Here is a 19,294-nt window from a genome sequence, read left to right on the forward strand (position 1 = left end):
TTAAATAGTTTACTTTTTTAATTCTAATTTTTCAGCAAAATAATCGCAGAAATCCATCATCGTTGCAGTCATCTTATCATCATCTGTAGCACGCTTAAATGTGTTTGCCATGCTTACCAAAGTCTGGTGAAAGAATACTTTCATCTCATCAACCGGCATATCTTTTGTCCACAGATCAATGCGAGCTGCTTCTTGTTTGTTGTGATCCCAAAGCGAAAGCATTAATGCTTTTGCAGGCTCGTGAGAAACACCACCATCTGGAGCGTTCCACGAGATTTTTTCAGGAACACGGTTCTCATCTAATTCTATACTTAATTCAATTTCAGTTTTCATCAACTGTATTTTTATTTACGGGGTTTATAATTGGCTTGCTTAAAAATCTCATCACTGGTTTTATCAGGCAGCATTTGCAAAGGTATGTTATTGCGTTGCATATAACTTTTTACAATTTGCCAGCCTATGTAACGGCCCAATTGCGGCGGACTATCATTATCAAAAGACAAATAGAATTTTGAAAAAGGTGCCGGATTGATAAATCTGCTTAACAACTTACTATCTGAATCAAAAAGCAATTCATTTTCTATAAAATATTTCCAGACATCAACTTCATTAGCAATTGCCCAGTCGTATTGTTCCGGAGTGTATCCTATTATTTCATTCTTATCTTTTAGCGTCAATAACCGCTCTATCATATAGAGTCGTTTTCCGTGGTAAATCATTTCATCAAGAAATCTGCGATTCCCTTTTCTTCTAACCCATTTAGACACAAAAACATCTGCTACATCAACATCAAGCTGTTCTTTTCTGAAATTTTGCGTGTAAAACCGTTGTATTCCATCATAAAAATGATGCTCAGGACCTAGATAATTATCCAACCCAATAATCAACAGACTATCTTTAAGAATCACCGGAGTACGGTAAGCGACATCAGAAGTAATCGTGATAACCTCTGGAATAGACGTTTTGGGATAATAATACTTGATATGTTTAAACAGGGTTTCCAGATCAGTTTGTTCTTCGGTAAAATCCGGGAAAGCTAGAGCAACCTCTTTATTCAATTCAAGTTGAATCGTATCTTTTATTTTTTCAGTCCAAAATTCACGCGTATATGTTTCCGGAAAAAGAAAAGGATAAGCACGAATCAAATCATCTAAACCTGAAGAATCTACCGCAGCGAATTTCTGATCAAATCGCGCTACTTTTAGATCTATAGGAATCTGAGAAATTTCTTCAGGTAATTTTGCATCCTCGTTACAGCCAGACATTAAAAATGCAAGAAGCCCTAAAAAAAAGCCAAATACACGAACTAACCCCACTCTACTCACGATTAACTTTTTAAATTTTAGTAAATTCACGATCATAAAATTGCGCCGCAAAGGTAGTATTTACAAACTATAAATTCTGTTTCTTATGCAAACCGAAAAAGTAATCGATCACATTGTAACCTGGTTAAAATCTTATGCTACAAACGCAAACATTAAAGGTTTTGTTGTAGGTGTTAGCGGCGGAATAGATAGCGCCACAACGTCTAGCCTTTGTGCTAAAACCGGTTTACGCGTCCTGTGCGTAGAAATGCCTATTCATCAACCGCAGAGTCACGTTACTCGTGCTCAGGACCATATCGCTCAATTAAAAAAGCGTTTTGCTAATGTTTCAGATGTACGCGTAGATCTTACGGAAACTTTTGAGACCTTTAAAGGAACTTTACCTGTTGCAGATGCAAATCCTACCTTAGAATTGAGTCTTGCCAATACACGTGCTAGACTACGCATGAGTACACTGTATTACTTTGCTGGCTTACACGGTTATCTTGTTGCTGGTACAGGTAATAAAGTAGAAGATTTTGGCGTAGGTTTTTATACAAAATATGGTGATGGCGGTGTAGATCTAAGCCCTATTGCAGATTTAATGAAAAGTGAAGTTTATGCTATCGCTAAAGAACTTGGCATTCCTGAAAGCATACAAGTTGCTAAACCCACAGATGGTCTTTGGGGTGATGACCGCAGCGATGAAGATCAAATTGGAGCAACCTACGATGAACTAGAATGGGCAATGCTTGAAGATGAGAAAGGTAAAACCGCAGCAGCCTTTGAAGGTCGCCAGCAGCAGGTATTTACAATTTACAAAAACTATAATAATGCCAACAAACACAAAATGGAGCCAATTCCTGTTTGCGAAATACCGGCAGAATTAAAATAAAATGTTCGTTTAACCTTTAAATTTATTGTTACAGCGAAAACCATTTGCAATTAGCATAAATCATATTAATTTAGAAAGCTAAAGACATTTAATCTCTATGATTACGATTACAATAGCAGATCACCATCCCATCGTTATAGATGGGTTAGCTCACCTCTTAAAAGACATTCAACACGAGATTATAGATGTTGTTACAGACGGAGATGGGCTCATCCCTTCTTTAGAACAGCAGGTGCCCGATCTTGTAGTCATGGAGATTGACATGCCTAATTTGCAAGGCCTTTCTGCCATCAAAGAATTACGCAGATTATTTGCCGGAATTAAAATCATGGTTTTCAGTACGCACCCTGAAGGGATGTATGCACTAAGTGCCATCAAAGCCGGAGCAATGGGTTATGTGGGGAAAACCGCAGATACTGATGTTGTTCTTAAAGCGATGCTACAGGTTGCCCGAGGCGGAATTTACCTCAACAACGACCTTGTTGAAATGCTTTCTAATTCTGATCCTTCTAAGAACAATTCTCTTGCTTATAAATACAAGAAACTTTCTACACGCGAGACCGAAGTACTCAACTTGCTTTCTTCTGGCAAGCGTAATAAGGATATTGCAGAGACATTAGACATTAATGAAAAGACGGTAAGTACTTACAAAACACGCTTACTTAAAAAACCAGATGCGAGTAGTCTTGCAGAATTGATTCAACAAGCGAGACTTTTACAGACTTCAGATCTTTAACGCATAAATGGCATAATCACCAGATTGCGCTTTTTTGCAATAAGAACCTCAAGCGTCTTATAATCTTTATACTCTTCCATAAATTCTTTAGCATTTTCAGGAAGCTCACCAGATTTTAGCTGCTCTCCAAATTCTGACATTTTACTTTGTATTAAAAAATGACGCAAGTTCAAAAGCGTTTGCACAGTTTCTAAGCCTGAATTGTCTTTTAAAGATTTTACATAAATCTCGTGCGTATCCCATTTGTGCAGGGTGTGTCTTTCGGGCTCAAAAGCTATAGAAGATATTTTACCCATTATCTCAGGCTCTAAACTCTGCCCCAGCTGATCTAATTTAATCTCGCCTTCTTCACGAGTTAAATGCTCAATTAAAACGGGGTAAATATTCTGAAAATCTTCATTAGCAAACTCCACTTCATCCTCCTGGAGATCTAAGTAGATTTTCTCATAGATGATAAGCTCCCGCTTGACTTCTTTTTCTACAAGGTTTCCATCTTCATCCTCTTCAATAATTAAATCTAAGAATTCTACAGGCTCCTTGCCAAAAGTAATCAACAGCTTAATGATGTTTTGCTCCAGTTCATATTGTCTGCGAAACTTAACTTTCTCCTCATTTTTTAGCGCAACCATTTCCCCGTTACCGCCAGCTTTCGGCTTCTCTTCTTTTACAACATCTTTTTTTCCTTTATTTCGTATTTGCGCCAGCGTATTAAAAAGAACATTTTCAGTGATGTCCATAATACGCGCACATTCTTGCACATAGATTTCCCGCTTAATAACATCAGGAATTTTAGCGATACTTTCTACCATATCACGCACAAGCCCTGCCTTTTTAACCGGATCACCTTGCGCTTCCTTTACCAATAGGGAAGCTTTATACTGAATAAAATCTTTAGCATTTTCTTTTAAGAAATCTTCAACTTCGGTTAAAGTATGCTTTCGCGAAAAGCTGTCAGGGTCTTCCCCTTCGGGAAAACTACATACCTTTACGTTCATTCCCTGTTCAAGAATCAAATCAATCCCGCGTATCGAAGCGCGTTGCCCGGCTGCATCCCCATCAAATAAAACAGTGATATTCGGCGTAAGACGGTTTATCAACCGTATCTGCTCTGGTGTAAGCGCAGTACCTGAAGAAGAAACCACATTCTCAATACCCAATTGATGCATCTGTATTACATCGGTATAACCTTCTACTAAAAAACAATTATCCTCCTTTGCAATAGCTTGTTTGGCATGATAAATCCCGTAAAGCACTTTAGATTTATGATAGATATCACTCTCCGGACTGTTTAAGTATTTTGCGGCCTTTTTCTCGTTAGTTAGGATTCGGCCTCCAAACCCCAAAACCCTTCCACTCATAGACTGAATGGGAAACATCACACGCCCTTTAAACCGGTCAAACTGCTTCTCTTCTTTTACGATAGAAAGTCCGGTTTTTTCCAAATACTCTAGCTTGTAACCTTTACGAATTGCCTCTGAAGTAAAGGCATCCCATGTGTCAGGAGAATACCCTAACTGAAATTTCTCTATGGTATCTTCAGAAAAATCACGCTCTTTAAAATAAGAAAGCCCAATGGCTTTTCCCTGTTCAGTATTTAGCAGCGTTTTATGAAAATAGTCTTTAGCAAACTCAGAAACCACATACATACTCTCCCGCTCATTCGCCTGCTCTTTCTGCTCGTCTGTCTGCTCGGTTTCTTCAACTTCTATATTGTACTTTTTTGCCAAATATTTTATGGCTTCAGGATACGTGAAATGCTCGTGCTCCATCAAAAAAGCAACCGCATTGCCTCCTTTTCCGCTTGAGAAATCTTTCCAAATCTGTTTTACCGGGGAAACCATAAAGCTGGGCGAGCGCTCATCTGTAAACGGACTCAAGCCTTTAAAGTTAGAGCCTGATTTTTTTAACTGCACAAAATCTCCAATAACCTCCTCTACCCGAGCGGTTTCAAAAACATTATCTATAGTGGTTTTAGAGATCAAATTAGTGCTGTTTGCTAAATATTAAAAAAGAATGCTTGCAAATTTACTACAATAAAAAAACCTGCACGAGATTAAGCGTGCAGGTCTTACATTTATGGTTAGCATATGCTACCCGCATTAATCCATATCAAAACGCAAGCCTACAGAAATGTTGCGTTGCTCTACGGGATTGTTTTTAAAGATGGTATTCAAATCATATTTCACATAAAGTGCAGTATCGCCAAAAGCTACATAACCACTCACACCATAAATGAAATTATTAGTATTAAAATTCTGTTTGAATTTATCCTTACGATCATCGCCATTTTCTTCATATTTCAGTTTTTGAATAGTCAATAAATTGAAGCCGGCATAACCACCCAATCCTATTTTAAACTGATTTCTTGTTGAGTATCTAAAATAGTTGTCACCGGTATGTTTTGTTGAAGGACCAAATTCAAAATGAACAGGAAAAACCAAATGGTCCATTCTAAATTTTGATTTATCCAAATTCAACGGAAACGTTTCTAGAACCGTCTGATCGCCCTGCTCAACCAAGTATTGGTTATCATCTAATTTTAACCCATTAAATTGAAAACTGAATCCATACTTCAATCGAAGAAAGTTAGAGTTTGTAAACACGCGGGTTTTCCAGGCCAGACCCAATTCAAAAAAGCGGCTGCCTCCTATTTTATAAGGTGAATCGTTAAGAGACTGTCCCTCAATTAAAGCATTATTAAAACCTATAGCCAACACGATATCTGAAGTTGTGCGGCGATCGTAAACCACTTCTCTTTTATCACTTCCCAAACTCAGCTTTTCATCACCTATAAAAATTCCAAAAAAAGAATCATCTTCAAAATCTTCATTACGCTCCAGAAGATCTATTTTGCTTTCTAAAATAGCCAATTTATCTTCTATATTTCTGGCGTGCTTTTTTGCAGCTTCTTTCTTTAAAACCGAAGCCTCTTCTGCAGTTAACTCCCCATTTTCTTGGCGCTTATTAATCGCTATAACCTCAATTTTTAATGCTTCTTTCTCGTCAAGAATTACCTGTTCTTTCTGGGCTTGTAATTCTAAAACAGTCTCTTGTTTTTTAGTGGTTTGAGCACTGATTTTTGCAGGTAATAAACTGATACCTGCAATTAATAATAGTAGTAACGTTCTCATAATTTTTGATTTAGTTTCAGGATATCGCTCTCCCCCCTGATGGCAGAGAGCAGTTTCCCAAAGATTGATGAATGAATGTTTATTTAATTATTGCGTGAAGCAACAGCTTCTCTAGCTTTTAGAAAGCCTTCTTTAAGCGCTTCAAAAACGCGGTCTCTAAAAGAGGGGTCCAGCTCTTCTTCAACCTCATACAGCAATGCTTCTGCACTTACTGCATTGCGCTCTTTATCAAATACTTTTTCTGAAATTATATCGCGCTGTGCATCACGCAACAGCTTATCTATTTCTGCGTCAGAATAGGCGGCACCAGCATTTTGTTGCTCTTGTACTTTTGCGATGATCGCATCTACTTCTGCATCTATTTTTTGTTGTACAGGAGCCTCTAAAGCTTCTTTTTCCGGTGAAGTTTCCGTGATAACAAGCGCTTCTTTTTGCTTAGCAGAAAGTTCAACTTTTGGATTGCTTTCGTTTTCGGCTGGTTTTTCTTGAACACGTACTACTTCTTCTCTAACCAACTCCTTATCAATAAGCTTATTTTGTTTCTGCTCTACCGGAAGATCTGTTTCAATTTTAATCTCTTCAACCGGTACTTCAACAACCTGAGGGTTCTGGTTTTGATCGACGCCGAAAAAGAATTTTCCGCTTAAAATCAGTAACCCTATAAAACTCGCTGCAAGCAATAACCAGCCGTAGTTCTTTTTACTTTTCCGCTTTGCGGAAGTATCCAGATCTTGCTCTATGCGTTCCCAGGCACCAGCCGATGGTTTGATCTCCCGCTGCTCCAGCCGTTCGCGCATATTCTCTTCAAATTTTATCGGCGCCATACTTATACGTATTTAATTCACTTAATTTCTGTTGAAGTAACTTTCTGGCTTTAAACAGTTGGCTTTTTGATGTACTCTCTGCGATTTCTAGCATTTTAGCAATTTCCTGATGTTTGTATCCTTCTATCGCATACATCACAAAGACTGCTCTATATCCTTCTGGCAATTGATCTATTAAAAGTTGAATGTGCTCAACTTCCAGATTGCTATCCTGCGGATTGTAAGCAGGATCATCACCCTGATTATCATAATCTGTGAAAATCATTTTTTGCTCTTTACGCAAATAGGAGATAGATTCATTAACCATTATGCGGCGTACCCAACCTTCAAAACTACCTTCGTCTCTAAAGCGATCCAGATTTTTAAATACTTTTAAAAACCCATTGCACATCGCTTCTTCGGCTTGCATGATATCTTTTAAATATCTTCTGCAAACACTTAACATTTTAGGTGAATGTAATTCATACAATCTTCGCTGCGCTTCCCGGTCTCCCTTTGCCGCCTTTTTAATAAGCTGTTTTTCGTTATTGAAGAATGTAATGACTTTCACAAAACCTGTTTTACAAAGTTGCTTTAATCTGATTTATTGTTTCCTGTTTTCAATCAAATTGAATTCGCTTTAAAACAAAAAATTAAATCAAACTGTTTTAAAAACTCACTTCATATATAAAGACGCAGCATTTTTTAAAATGGTTGCCTGGAAGAAAAATATTTTTTGAACTAAATTTTAGTTTGCTGTATTTCAGAATCTTAAAATTTATTTTTTTCGCTCAATCACATAATTCACCATCAAGACTAAAGCATCTTTATACTTAGATTCTGGGTATTTTTTGAGTAATTGAAGTGCTTCTTGCTGAAGTGCTTTCATTTTAGACACGGCATAATCCAACCCACCCGATTGCTTTACGTAATCGATTACTTCGTTTACACGCTTTTTGTCTTTATTGTGATTCTTAACCGAATTGATGAGCCACTTTCTCTGTTTGTCATTGCTGTTATTCACCGCGTAGATAAGCGGTAAAGTCATTTTTTGCTCTTTAATATCAATCCCGGTAGGCTTGCCAATTTTTTGAGAGCCGTAGTCAAAAAGATCGTCTTTAATTTGAAAAGCAAGACCTATAAGTTCACCAAATTTACGCATCGTCTCGATATCTTTCTTACCGGCATGCACCGCACAAGCACCCATAGCACAGCAAGCCGCAATAAGGGTTGCTGTTTTCTGCCGAATGATTTCAAAGTAAATTTCTTCGGTGATGTCAAGGTTTCTAGCTTTTTCAATTTGCAATAATTCCCCCTCACTCATTTCTCGCACAGCTACAGAAATTATCTGAAGCAAATCAAAATCTTCATTATCTATAGAAAGTAAAAGACCTTTAGACAATAAAAAATCACCTACGAGAACGGCGATTTTATTTTTCCAAAGTGCATTAAGACTAAAGAATCCACGCCTGCGGTAACTGTCGTCTACCACATCATCATGAACCAAAGTAGCGGTATGTATCAACTCAATTACAGATGCTCCTCTATAGGTACGGTCATTGAGGCGCTCATCTCCAAGCATTTTTGCAACGAGAAAGACAAACATCGGCCGCATCTGTTTCCCCTTGCGGTTCACAATATAATGCGTGATACGATTGAGAAGCGGAACTTTAGATTTCATTGAAAGCGAAAACTTCTGCTCAAAGAGTTCCATCTCGTGAGCAATAGGCTGCTTAATTTGTTCGGCTACTTTCAATTATTTATTGTTATTGCTATTATTATTTTTATTACAATTACCAGGTGCCGTATTTCTATATATTCTAGTTTAGAATCAAAATTCCTTTAAAAAAAAACTTACTTAAGCTTCCTTATTAGCTAACTGGCCGCAGGCGGCATCAATATCTTTTCCGCGAGAGCGACGCACGGTAACAGTAATACCACGATCTTCAAGCTTGGCTACATATCTGTTTATTGCCTCAGGGTCTGCCTGCTGAAACTGACCATCATCAATAGGATTGTATTCGATCAAATTCACCTTACTGGGTACCGCCAGACAAAAATCTATTAAGGCTTCGATATCTTTATCCTGATCATTTATACCTCGCCACACCACATATTCGTAGGTTATGCGCTTTTTAGTTTTGACATACCAATACTGCAATGCATCTTTCAATTCTTGAAGCGGCATCTGCTCATTAAACGGCATAATATCGGTACGCACATCATCTAGAGCTGAGTGTAAAGAAACCGCCAGATTGAATTTAACCTCATCATCTGCCATTTTCTTTATGATCTTGGGAACACCAGAAGTTGAAACCGTAATGCGCTTAGGAGACATCCCTAAACCATCAGGAGCGGTGATTTTTTCAATAGATTTAACTACATTATTGTAATTCATCAACGGCTCTCCCATTCCCATAAAAACGATATTAGAAAGCGGTCTGTTGTGATACAATCGACTTTGCTGATCTATCGCCACAACCTGATCAAAAATCTCATCAGGATTGAGATTACGCATGCGCTTTAAACGAGCAGTAGCACAAAATTTACAATTTAGACTACACCCTACCTGTGAAGAAACACAAGCTGTAGTTCTTGAAGAAGTCGGGATCAGAACAGATTCTACGGTAAGACCATCATGCAATTTCACTGCATTTTTAATTGTACCGTCATTACTACGCTGCATCTGATCAACCTTAATGTGATTGATCACAAAATGCTCATCCAGAAAGCTTCGGGTTTCTTTAGAGAGATTAGTCATGTCTTCAAAAGCGTGTGCGCCTTTACTCCATAACCACTCATAAACCTGGTTTCCTCGAAAAGCTTTTTCACCTTGAGCGACAAAGTAATCCCGTAACTCATCACGCGTAAGTGCCCGTATGTCTTTTTTAGTTTTTATCACGGTGCAAAGATACCAATTAGCAGCGTGTTAGCTATAACAGGTTTCCTAACTTTTAAGCATAAAAAATCCCCGGTAAAATTACCGAGGATTTTTTATAAGAATAGCTCTTTTAGATTAGATAATCAACATCGCATCACCGTAGCTGTAGAATTTATATTTCTCTTTCACTGCTTCTTCATATGCTTCTTTCATAAAATCGTGACCCGCAAAAGCAGACACCATCATCATCAAGGTTGACTTAGGCGTATGAAAGTTTGTTATCATACAATTTGCAATACTAAAATCATAAGGAGGGAAAATAAACTTATTAGTCCATCCACTGAATTCATTAAGTGTATGATTAGAACTTACCGAGCTTTCCAGTGCACGCATTACCGTAGTACCTACTGCACAAATTCTTCGGTTTTCTTTAATCGCATTGTTTATAGTAGCAGTTGCAGGAGCGTGAATATACGCCTCTTCACTGTCCATTTTATGCTTAGATAGGTCTTCTACCTCAACCGGGCTAAAAGTTCCCAAACCAACGTGAAGCGTTACTTCAGCAAAATTAAGACCTTTAATTTCCAGACGTTTTAGCAAATGCTTACTAAAGTGTAAACCTGCAGTAGGAGCAGCAACTGCACCTTCTTCTTTTGCAAAAATCGTTTGGTAACGCTCTGCATCTTCTGGTTCAACTTCTCTTTTGATGTATTTAGGAAGTGGTGTCTCACCTAGTTCTGTTAATTTATTTCTAAACTCCTGATACGAACCGTCGTAAAGAAAACGTAAGGTTCTACCACGAGATGTTGTGTTATCTATAACCTCAGCTACCAGACTCTCATCGTCACCAAAATACAACTTGTTACCAATACGTATTTTACGGGCCGGGTCTACAAGAACATCCCAAAGACGCGTTTCTGAATTTAATTCTCTTAATAAGAAAACTTCAATACGTGCTCCGGTTTTTTCTTTATTACCATAAAGACGCGCCGGAAAAACCTTAGTGTTATTCAACACCATCACATCATCTGCATCAAAATAATCAATAAGATCTTTAAATAGCTTGTGCTCGATGGTTTGGGTTTTGCGGTTAAGAACCATCAATCTGGCTTCATCCCGATTTTCTGCAGGGTATTCAGCAAGAAGCTCTTTTGGCAAATCAAAGTTAAATTGTGAAAGTTTCATTCCCATGGGACGTCTGTTTTTAGGTATTTAAAATAGCGTGCAAATATACAACCTCAGGGTAGGGGTTGTCAAGTAAAACAGCGTTTAATTTATAAAGCCGCTTCCACACTAAGAAACGGAAGGTTTAATAGGCCAATAACCGAACATTTTAGCTCAATCCCACCTATTGCAAATTGATTAAAGAACCGAATAGCAAGCACAAAAGATTTTTTTACCTTTCAGCACAAGTAGAGGAAAAATTGAACCCTTGGCTATCGCCCTGCGATTAAACCTCTTTGATCTTAAATCCCAGGGCTTTAAAATCACTCCAGAAATCAGGATATGATTTGTTTACCACTTCTGCATCTTCAAAAAGAATAGGTGCTCGCAAAGCGAAAGGTGCAAAAGCCATTGCCATGCGGTGGTCTTGATACGTTTTTATGGTGACTTCAGACTGAAAATTAGTCACTCCTTCCAAATGAAGACTTTTATCGGTTACTGAAATATTTGCTCCAAGTTTAGACAACTCTGCTTTTAAAGCTTCTAAACGATCTGTCTCTTTAATTTTTAAGGTATGTAAGCCGGTCAAATCACAAGCAATCCCCATCCCGTAACACGTAACCGCAATAGTCTGTGCAATATCCGGACTGTTTGCTAGATCAAACGCTACGCGTTGTGGTTTTGGTTTATTTTCTTTCTCAAGTAAAACTGCATTTTCTAAGAACGTGGTTTTAACTCCAAGCTTGGTGTATAATTCTGCCAATACGGAATCACCTTGCAAGCTGTTTTCTTTATAGCTTGATATCTTCAGCTTTGCAGTATCACATAGCGCAGCAAGACTGTAAAAATAAGAAGCACTACTCCAGTCTGACTCTACCGTCATTTCTGAAACTGTACTCTTTCCGGCAGGAGCAATTTTTATCAATTGACCTTCAAAGCTACTTTCGATCTCCAATTGCGTTAATAACGAACGTGTCATTTCGATATAAGGCACGGAAGTAATCTGACCCAAAAGTTTAATTTCTAAACCATTAGGCATAGAGGCTCCCACCATCATCAACGCAGAAATATATTGACTACTCACATTAGCGGCCAGCGATACTTTATTTTTCTCTAGTTTTTTTCCTTTAATGTGAAGCGGAGCATAACCTTCGTTTTTTAGATACGTGATGTCAGCTCCCAGATCGCGTAAGGCGTCAACCAGTAATTTTATAGGACGTTCCTGCATGCGCGAGCTTCCTGTGAGTATGGTTTCACGACCTTCAAAAGCTGCAAAATACGCAGTTAAAAAGCGCATTGCTGTACCGGCGTGATGTATATCTACTGTTTTCTCTTTTGAGGCTAGTGCTTTTTGCATCACCTCGCTATCATGACTGTTAGATAGGTTTTTTATTTTAAAATTTCCAAAAAGTGCCTGAAGCAATAATAATCTATTGCTTTCACTTTTTGAACCGGTAATCTTTATATCACCAGAAAGTTTGGGTTCTTTTTGTTCTAATCGTAGTATCAAAATAGTAGCTTATAGGTAGAAACCGTTATTGAAGTTTTTTGTTATTGTGGTGCCGATCGTGATCACGCTTAGTCTTTAAATCTAGCTTTTTATCAAAAGCCTCCTGAAGGTCGATTCCGGTTTGGTTGGCAAGGCATAAAACTACAAACAGTACATCTGCCAATTCCTCGCCAAGATCTTTGTTTTTATCGCTTTCTTTTTCGCTTTGCTCTCCATATCGGCGCGCAATAATACGGGCAACTTCACCTACTTCTTCGGTGAGTTGTGCCATATTGGTTAGTTCGTTAAAATAGCGAACGCCGTGTTCTTTTATCCAATGATCCACAGCTTGCTGCGCATTATCAATTTTCATAAACCTTAATCTTTGCTAAAGTGCTAAATTAAGGTAAAGCAGAAAATCTAAGTCGTGATTATGCTAAAAAAGGAAAGCTGTCTTTAAAATTAAATACTTTTTTTAAGAATCACTTTTTCGTTCTCTTTGTCTATACGTATTTTAAAGAATTCTTTTAACGTCTGATAATACTCGGCCGGCATAAAAGTACTATTCAGATTGAAGCGCGTCATAACCTGCAATATATTATTCTGTTCATGTATCGTATATAGAAAAATACCCATATCATCGGGCAACGCTATTTTTGTAGATTCAGGAAGGGAAGCTACTGCATACCCTGCAGGTAGCTCTATTGTAATAGTAGTATTATGCGTGAACGGATAATCAAAATCTATAGGTGAGATGCGCTCGTCCGACTTAAAAGGCGACTCTCTTTCCCTGAAGAACAATAACGGATTTAAGAAAATCTGTCCCGGAACCTGATCTACAGCCTGATCAATTTTAAACTGAAAAGATTCAACAATAGGTTTTTCGAGTTTGTTTAAATCTTTTAACTGATGCGCTGTAAGCTCATCAACACCAAAATAATCCAACCGTTTTTCACCCCAATCTTTCACATCATGAGTGCCTACGCTGTGTCGTATTTTAAGAGCTTCTAAACTAGAAAAACGTTGCTTGAGTTCACCTTCAAGACTACCATCTTCATTTAAAACAGCTTTTACGTACCTATCTATCTGGGGTTTTATAGTCTCAAATAGATCAATCTCCTGAGAAACTCCCTTTTTATTTACCATTCTTCCTTTCCAGTTGTAAACGCGTGTTGGTAAAATATTTGGAGCGCTCCACTTGTCTGTGGCATCAAGTAGAATCGTCTGCATTTCAGATCGAATACCTACGACTACATAATTGTAACCTTCTAAAGTAGGAAAAAGTGGTATTCCAAAACGTTTTGTACCCAATAATACAGGATTAGCCGAAACTCCACACTCCCTCAAAAGGGCAGTAAGCAACAGATTTATTTCTGAAACATTACCGCTTCCATTTTTGTAAGCTTTATCTATGCCTTCATCTGTATATTTTCCATAATCACCGTTCCAGGAAATTTTAGATTTAACAAAGCGCAGCGCTGCTTTAATTTGAGCATCCTGCGTTTTATTTGCTGCTAAAATCTCGGCCGCTGCTTCTTCAAGAAAACGAGTACTCTTGAGCTCACCACCAAAATCATCGTGTTTAAAAATTGTTCGTGCTACCTCTTCCCAAGTTGTAGAATATTCCCTTTTGTTATCATTAAAATTGGTGGAGATCAATTCATAAATTATGCTACGCCGGTAGTTGTCAGGGTTTATTATATAAACCTCTTCCTTGAGCGCGGGAACATCTTTTTGCTCATATTCTGCAACGAGTTCTTGATAATTGAAGTAATTACTTTGATTAAAATCACCATTAACTGTTATCCCTCCTCGTTGTACAGATTCTTTGGGCATTATATCAAAATAACCTTTTTTTACTCTGCGAAACTGAAACATTCCGGGAGTTCTGATTTTTGCATAATAATCAATTACCGGAATATCTTCCTGAAGGATAAGATCATCTATCTTATAGAATGGGGAAACCATTTTATAGCTCCATTCTACAACACTTCCCACTTGAGCAGCTGGCATTGTAAAGGCAGTCTCGTCCCATCTTTCTGATCTTTCGGTTTTAAAAATCGCATCCTTATCCAGTTTGCTCTTTTCTATTTGACCTGAATTGAAATTATAGGTAACTCCTTTAATATCATCTACTAATTCTTTGCCTGAATCACCTTTGTATAATCCTATTTTTTTAGTAGCATACTTTAAGCCTTCCTTATTGAGAATTTTTATGCGTTCTGTAACCTCTGTAACGATGATCCACCCGTCATCATTAGAATCATAATCAAAATATGTTTCTCTTACTTTGTTAAGATAAGCTGCCGGTGCTGTAGAATCCTTCGCATAAACATCTAAGGTAAGTTCTGCTTCTGATACATCTTCTAATTCATAATCCTGAGCGCTTAAAACAGTACAACTAAAAATGAAGTATACTATGCTAAAAAAGGTTACACGTAATGATTTCAAAATACTCTTAAATTTTAGATAGCACTATTTTCTCGCTCTGTTTAGAGACAATCATCTCATAGAATTTTTTTAAATCGAGATACAATTCTGCCGGAATTATAGAACTGTTTAATGAAAACTCCGTTGAAATATTAATACCCGTATTGCTTTGAGAAATCAAATATTTGAAAGAACCTAAATTATCTACCAGGCTCATCACGCCACTTTTTGGCAAACTTTCTACTGCATAACCTTCAGGAACTTTAATTTTAAGAATATATCGGTCTTTCCAAGGATACCTGAAATCTATAGGATGGTTACGCTCTTCAGATTTGAATGGATTTTCTGCTTGTGTGAGATAAAATAGCGGCGAAACGTAAAGTTTACCTGCCACCTCTTCTACTCCTCCATTGAGCATTTCAAAATCATAAGAAACTTCTACTGGCTCATAAACATTGTCTAAATTTTTCAATTCAAAATCATTTATTTCAACCCCTGTATGAATTTCCTCTAGATTTTCTAAATGTTCCTGCTCGGTTTTTCCTTTAAATTTTCTTCTATAGGACAATCCATAATGCCCGGTATATCTACTTTTCGCTGTACCAGTGGTCATCAAATCATCGCTAATTTCAAAATTAACCATGGTACTTTCAACAGCATGAGTGGTAGGGTATAAATCTACCCAGTCTGAAATCCCGTCTTTACGAATCACCCTTCCCTGCCAGTTGAGTAAGCCTTCTTCTAAAAGGTTTACAGCTCCCAGCTTATTAGTGGCATCCATCAATATGGTATTACCATCTATAGTAACTCCTGCAATAACATCGTTAAACCCATCACGGGTAGGGAAAATCGGTATGCCATTATCTCTGGTGCTTAAAATGACCGGGTTTGCGTCAAAACCGGCATACTGCAGCATACTCACCAGCAATAGATTTATATCCGCACTGTTTCCGGCTCCTGTTTTATACGCTTCTTTTACGCCTTGGTCTGCATAAATACCCAAAAAGTTATTCCAGGTCATACGCTGCTTCACAAATTCAAAAATGCGAACCACTTTATCTTCCGAAGAAACAGCTCCTTCTAACACAGCATCCACATCATCATCAAAAAAGCGTTGATTTTTTAATTGACCTCCAAAATTTTCTGAATCATAAATGGTTTTAGAAACGGCTTCCCAATTACTTGTGATTGTTTCAAAAGGCTCACCGGGATATTGTGTATACGAAAGCTCAAAGCTAACTGCCGAACGGAAATTATCTATATTAGAAGAAAACACTTCTTCTTTTAGGCTAGGTACATCACTCGCTTCAATTATATATTTTTTACGCTGAAAATCTATTGTCCTGTTTTGAACTGCTGCTCTTGTACCTCCTCTTAGCGAACCACCACTTGAAATTCCCGGCCTAACGGTATAATTAACCTTATCAGCAGTTGTAGTCTCATTAACATCAAGAGGTAAAAGTCCCTTTCTATGCATTTGATAGATTAACCACTCCGGGCTTGTAAACGTGATTGTGGCTTTATTTAAAGGAATCTCTTCTTGAAGTTTTACCTCATCAATAGTTGTAATAAATGGAGACATCACTTCATATTTAAATTCTATCACACAACCTTTTTGAAGGTTGGGTAACGTGAATTTTTCTATATCATAATACTTATTACGCTCTTCAGAAAAAATACCATCCTTGCGTAATTTAGTTTCTTCAATATCAGAACCTTCCAGTGTGTAGGTTACACCTCTTAAACCACTTATACTTTCTTCACTTGAAGAGCCTTGATAAAGTGCAACTTGTTGTGTCGCCCATTTAAATCCTTCTGGATTGTAAATTTTAATACGCTCATAAACTTCAGTTTTAAGAATGAACCCACTATTCTGTAAATAATCAAGATGGGAATATTGCTCCCGGTATAAAATTGCAGCGTCTGCTTCTGGATCAAGAGGATGTGCCTCTTCTTGCAATTCTTCTAAAGAAACTTTACCGAACCTAAAATCCTGAGCAAAGCAAATTGAACTCACTAACAAAAAAATGATACACGTACTTTTATGCATAAGCTTATATTTTTTCAATTAATAGTTTTTGATTGTCGTGCTTCACAATCGTTTTATACAAATCCCGGTATTTCTCGTAAGCTTCTACATCAAAATCCCCTTCATTAAATTTCAACATCCGCTTACAGATCAACTTGTTACCCTCAAGTTTATAAGACACTTGATACGTACCAAATTCTTCAGTATACTCAACAGTCTCAGGCAATGCATTTACTGCATAGCCTTCAGGGATTGTGATTTCGATATTTTGTTGTTCTATGGTTCCGCGAAGATTTACAAACCCGGTTTTTCTGTCTCTATATCGCGGTGGAATTGCATCGCGCGAAAGCGCAAAGGGATTTGCTCTAACGAGCATATTATCACTTACCGAAGTTGCATAGCCAGTTATATTACAGTTCAGTTTTTCATCATAAACCACATCAAGTCTGTTGTTATTCAGTTCAATATCTGAAACGGAAAGACTGTTAATACCACTCCATGTCTCGTAATAATAATCACTCAAATCTTTATCATCTTTGCGATCAAGATTCATTCGGTCTGCATAAAATATACCTTTAGCCTCTCGGGCTATTTCACCCGAAAGATTACCAGTCTCATCTAAAACCAGATTAGCATTAAGGATATCTGTATTATCTTCCTGATCGTATTTTGTAGTTTTTACGATCCTACCGCCATCTTCAGTAAGCAAAAGCACTTCTCTATCATCTGTAAACCTACCCATATAACCAAAAGGGGTTTCCTGACTGGTACATTCTAAAAACTTAATCTCATCGCCCAGCTGCACGCCAAGAATCGCGTGATTACCCTGCATAGCAACCACATCGGTCTCCAGAGATTCTTTACCCCGATCTCCATACAAAACTGTGTAATAGGATTTGACTCCAACTGCATTTAAAAGACTTTGTGTATAATTACTAAGCGCTTTACAATCGCCATAACTCAGGCGTTGTACATCAGAAGCCAGCATAGGTTTCCACCCACCGATCTCTACCTGCACACTTATATACCGCACTTTATCCTGAACAAATTGATATACCGCTCTGGCTTTTGTTTCATCATTAGGCAAGTCTTTAGTTAGCTCTTGAATCTCAGCAATAGCAGCAGCGTCTAGATCCTGAGTATCTTCAACCAACTTTTCATTCATCCATTTTCCAAAATCTTTCCAGTTACCCGCAATACCGGGGACTCCTGCCAGATAAAATCTATCAAAAAAGCACTTTACCCGTGGTACACGTTCATCAAGCCCTTTTGATCGGTATTCAAACGTAACCGGTTCAATATTTTTGGCTATCCAGGTTGTTTTACCGGGTGTTTCCTCTTTAGTAATACCAAATTTTTCTAGATTGGTTTCTTTAACATGCAGGGTATCTTCTGGATCATGAATGATGGTAAATTTAGAGTATTCGGTTCCGCTCGCATATCGTGAAACAGGCATCCAAGGCCATAAAAAAGCAGTGGTTTCACTAAGCGTTTCTGAATTAAACTGAATGGTAAATGGATACGATGTAGGTGTATAATCCAGGTAAAGAACTCTGCTATCTGCATATAAAGTTCCACCGGAAACGGCGCTAACATCTTTGAAGTCTCGTTTTTTGATTTTGTCCTTTTCTACGCCTGTACCCGTGTAAATAACCGCTTCGATATCTGAAACTTTAGAGTTGTTATCATAACCAGCGTAAGCTTTTACGTCAGACAAACCGGCTTTATTGTAAACCGTAACCAATCTCGAGATCGTAGTTCTCAATTTGCCTTTATCAGAAAGATCAAAGGTGATTTCTTCGTGACGCAAAACGCTGTCTGCGCCATCGGAAAGCTCAGGATCTACAGTAAGTGCAGAGAGCTCTAGTTGCTGACTATGAGTTAGTAAGGGAATAACAAATAGCAGGAATATTAATTTTCTTGCCATATATTTTAAAAAATGGCAAGATACTAAAATCTTAATATAATCTTAAATTATTCTCTGTTTTTGGAATCCATCATGATGGTAACAGGGCCATCATTCACTAAAGAAACCTTCATGTCAGCGCCAAAAACTCCCGTTTTGACTTGTTTTTTAAGTTTTTGAGAAAGTGTGCCTATAAATTTTTCATAGAGTGGAATTGCCACATTTGGTTTGGCTGCTTTTAAAAAAGAAGGGCGGTTTCCTTTTTTTGTAGAGGCATGTAGTGTGAACTGACTAATCAAAAGAATTTCTCCATCCTGATCTAAAATACTTTCGTTCATCAGCCCTTCTGAATCGCTAAAAACACGTAAACCACAAACTTTTGAAGTAAGCCATTCGATATCTTCCTGTGTATCTTCAGTTTCTATACCTAGGAGAATCATAAAGCCACGCCCTATCTTCCCTTTTATGACATTTTCTATCGTAACTGAAGCTTCACTTACTCGCTGAATAACTAGTCTCATAATAA

At 37.7% G+C, this 19,294-nt stretch carries 17 protein-coding genes; 2 read left to right on the forward strand and 15 right to left on the reverse strand.

Annotated elements, in window-relative coordinates; translation table 11 throughout:
• Positions 1-9 precede the first annotated feature (9 nt).
• Together gldC and gldB are read right to left on the reverse strand one after the other, a co-directional pair.
• Positions 10-333, reverse strand: coding sequence for a gliding motility protein GldC (gene gldC, locus DSM02_RS06455; RefSeq protein ID WP_073098694.1), 324 nt, complete (start codon positions 331-333; stop codon positions 10-12).
• 11 nt (positions 334-344) lie between these two features.
• The gene (gene gldB, locus DSM02_RS06460; RefSeq protein ID WP_449405353.1) at positions 345-1,355 is read right to left on the reverse strand and encodes a gliding motility lipoprotein GldB; all 1,011 of its coding nucleotides are present in this window, start codon (positions 1,353-1,355) and stop codon (positions 345-347) included.
• 55 nt (positions 1,356-1,410) lie between these two features.
• Here gldB and nadE point away from each other — a divergent pair, with 55 nt between their 5' ends.
• Positions 1,411-2,199: an NAD(+) synthase gene (gene nadE, locus DSM02_RS06465; protein ID WP_128764842.1), complete on the forward strand. Its 789-nt coding sequence runs from the start codon at positions 1,411-1,413 to the stop codon at positions 2,197-2,199.
• A gap of 97 nt (positions 2,200-2,296) precedes the next feature.
• A complete protein-coding gene (locus DSM02_RS06470; RefSeq protein ID WP_128764843.1) occupies positions 2,297-2,935 on the forward strand; it encodes a response regulator in 639 nt (212 codons plus the stop codon).
• Here DSM02_RS06470 and dnaG read toward each other — a convergent pair.
• From dnaG to dtd, 13 genes are all read right to left on the reverse strand, one after another.
• Positions 2,932-4,917, reverse strand: a complete 1,986-nt coding sequence (gene dnaG / locus DSM02_RS06475; RefSeq protein ID WP_128764844.1) for a DNA primase — start codon at positions 4,915-4,917, stop codon at positions 2,932-2,934. The two genes, DSM02_RS06470 and dnaG, sit on opposite strands and share 4 nt — an antisense overlap.
• A gap of 117 nt (positions 4,918-5,034) precedes the next feature.
• Positions 5,035-6,066, reverse strand: a complete 1,032-nt coding sequence (locus tag DSM02_RS06480) for a hypothetical protein (protein ID WP_128764845.1) — start codon at positions 6,064-6,066, stop codon at positions 5,035-5,037.
• An 83-nt stretch (positions 6,067-6,149) separates the two neighbouring features.
• On the reverse strand, positions 6,150-6,890 hold the full coding sequence (locus DSM02_RS06485) for a hypothetical protein (RefSeq protein ID WP_128764846.1): 741 nt from the start codon (positions 6,888-6,890) through the stop codon (positions 6,150-6,152).
• On the reverse strand, positions 6,871-7,440 hold the full coding sequence (locus DSM02_RS06490) for an RNA polymerase sigma factor (protein WP_128764847.1): 570 nt from the start codon (positions 7,438-7,440) through the stop codon (positions 6,871-6,873). Before DSM02_RS06490 ends, DSM02_RS06485 begins: the two co-directional genes overlap by 20 nt.
• Before the next feature lie 207 nt (positions 7,441-7,647).
• The gene (locus tag DSM02_RS06495; protein WP_128764848.1) at positions 7,648-8,625 is read right to left on the reverse strand and encodes a polyprenyl synthetase family protein; all 978 of its coding nucleotides are present in this window, start codon (positions 8,623-8,625) and stop codon (positions 7,648-7,650) included.
• A 102-nt stretch (positions 8,626-8,727) separates the two neighbouring features.
• Positions 8,728-9,771, reverse strand: a complete 1,044-nt coding sequence (gene rlmN, locus DSM02_RS06500; protein ID WP_128764849.1) for a 23S rRNA (adenine(2503)-C(2))-methyltransferase RlmN — start codon at positions 9,769-9,771, stop codon at positions 8,728-8,730.
• A 114-nt stretch (positions 9,772-9,885) separates the two neighbouring features.
• On the reverse strand, positions 9,886-10,935 hold the full coding sequence (queA, locus tag DSM02_RS06505; protein ID WP_128764850.1) for a tRNA preQ1(34) S-adenosylmethionine ribosyltransferase-isomerase QueA: 1,050 nt from the start codon (positions 10,933-10,935) through the stop codon (positions 9,886-9,888).
• Positions 10,936-11,200: 265 nt separating this feature from the next.
• Complete coding sequence (locus DSM02_RS06510; protein WP_128764851.1) at positions 11,201-12,424, reverse strand: 3-phosphoshikimate 1-carboxyvinyltransferase; 1,224 nt, start codon at positions 12,422-12,424, stop codon at positions 11,201-11,203.
• Positions 12,425-12,449: 25 nt separating this feature from the next.
• Entirely contained in the window at positions 12,450-12,776 is a 327-nt protein-coding gene (locus tag DSM02_RS06515) for a nucleotide pyrophosphohydrolase (RefSeq protein ID WP_128761441.1), read from the reverse strand.
• Between the two features lie 89 nt (positions 12,777-12,865).
• A complete protein-coding gene (locus DSM02_RS06520; RefSeq protein WP_164918246.1) occupies positions 12,866-14,854 on the reverse strand; it encodes a transglutaminase domain-containing protein in 1,989 nt (662 codons plus the stop codon).
• A 7-nt stretch (positions 14,855-14,861) separates the two neighbouring features.
• Complete coding sequence (locus DSM02_RS06525) at positions 14,862-16,883, reverse strand: DUF3857 domain-containing protein (RefSeq protein WP_128764853.1); 2,022 nt, start codon at positions 16,881-16,883, stop codon at positions 14,862-14,864.
• 4 nt (positions 16,884-16,887) lie between these two features.
• Complete coding sequence (locus tag DSM02_RS06530) at positions 16,888-18,789, reverse strand: DUF3857 domain-containing protein (protein ID WP_128764854.1); 1,902 nt, start codon at positions 18,787-18,789, stop codon at positions 16,888-16,890.
• Between the two features lie 47 nt (positions 18,790-18,836).
• Positions 18,837-19,289, reverse strand: a complete 453-nt coding sequence (gene dtd / locus DSM02_RS06535) for a D-aminoacyl-tRNA deacylase (protein ID WP_128764855.1) — start codon at positions 19,287-19,289, stop codon at positions 18,837-18,839.
• Positions 19,290-19,294 lie beyond the last annotated feature (5 nt).

The organism is Leeuwenhoekiella polynyae (genome assembly GCF_004104075.1).
GTDB lineage: Bacteria > Bacteroidota > Bacteroidia > Flavobacteriales > Flavobacteriaceae > Leeuwenhoekiella > Leeuwenhoekiella polynyae.

What these genes read in the sequence shown, in the direction of transcription:
- gldC (WP_073098694.1), bottom strand. Translation starts at nt 333, where the DNA reads ATGAAAACTGAAATTGAATTAAGTATAGAATTAGATGAGAACCGTGTT.
- nadE (WP_128764842.1), top strand. Translation starts at nt 1,411, where the DNA reads ATGCAAACCGAAAAAGTAATCGATCACATTGTAACCTGGTTAAAATCT.
- DSM02_RS06470 (WP_128764843.1), top strand. Translation starts at nt 2,297, where the DNA reads ATGATTACGATTACAATAGCAGATCACCATCCCATCGTTATAGATGGG.
- DSM02_RS06480 (WP_128764845.1), bottom strand. Translation starts at nt 6,066, where the DNA reads ATGAGAACGTTACTACTATTATTAATTGCAGGTATCAGTTTATTACCT.
- DSM02_RS06485 (WP_128764846.1), bottom strand. Translation starts at nt 6,890, where the DNA reads ATGGCGCCGATAAAATTTGAAGAGAATATGCGCGAACGGCTGGAGCAG.
- queA (WP_128764850.1), bottom strand. Translation starts at nt 10,935, where the DNA reads ATGAAACTTTCACAATTTAACTTTGATTTGCCAAAAGAGCTTCTTGCT.
- DSM02_RS06515 (WP_128761441.1), bottom strand. Translation starts at nt 12,776, where the DNA reads ATGAAAATTGATAATGCGCAGCAAGCTGTGGATCATTGGATAAAAGAA.
- DSM02_RS06525 (WP_128764853.1), bottom strand. Translation starts at nt 16,883, where the DNA reads ATGCATAAAAGTACGTGTATCATTTTTTTGTTAGTGAGTTCAATTTGC.
- DSM02_RS06530 (WP_128764854.1), bottom strand. Translation starts at nt 18,789, where the DNA reads ATGGCAAGAAAATTAATATTCCTGCTATTTGTTATTCCCTTACTAACT.
- dtd (WP_128764855.1), bottom strand. Translation starts at nt 19,289, where the DNA reads ATGAGACTAGTTATTCAGCGAGTAAGTGAAGCTTCAGTTACGATAGAA.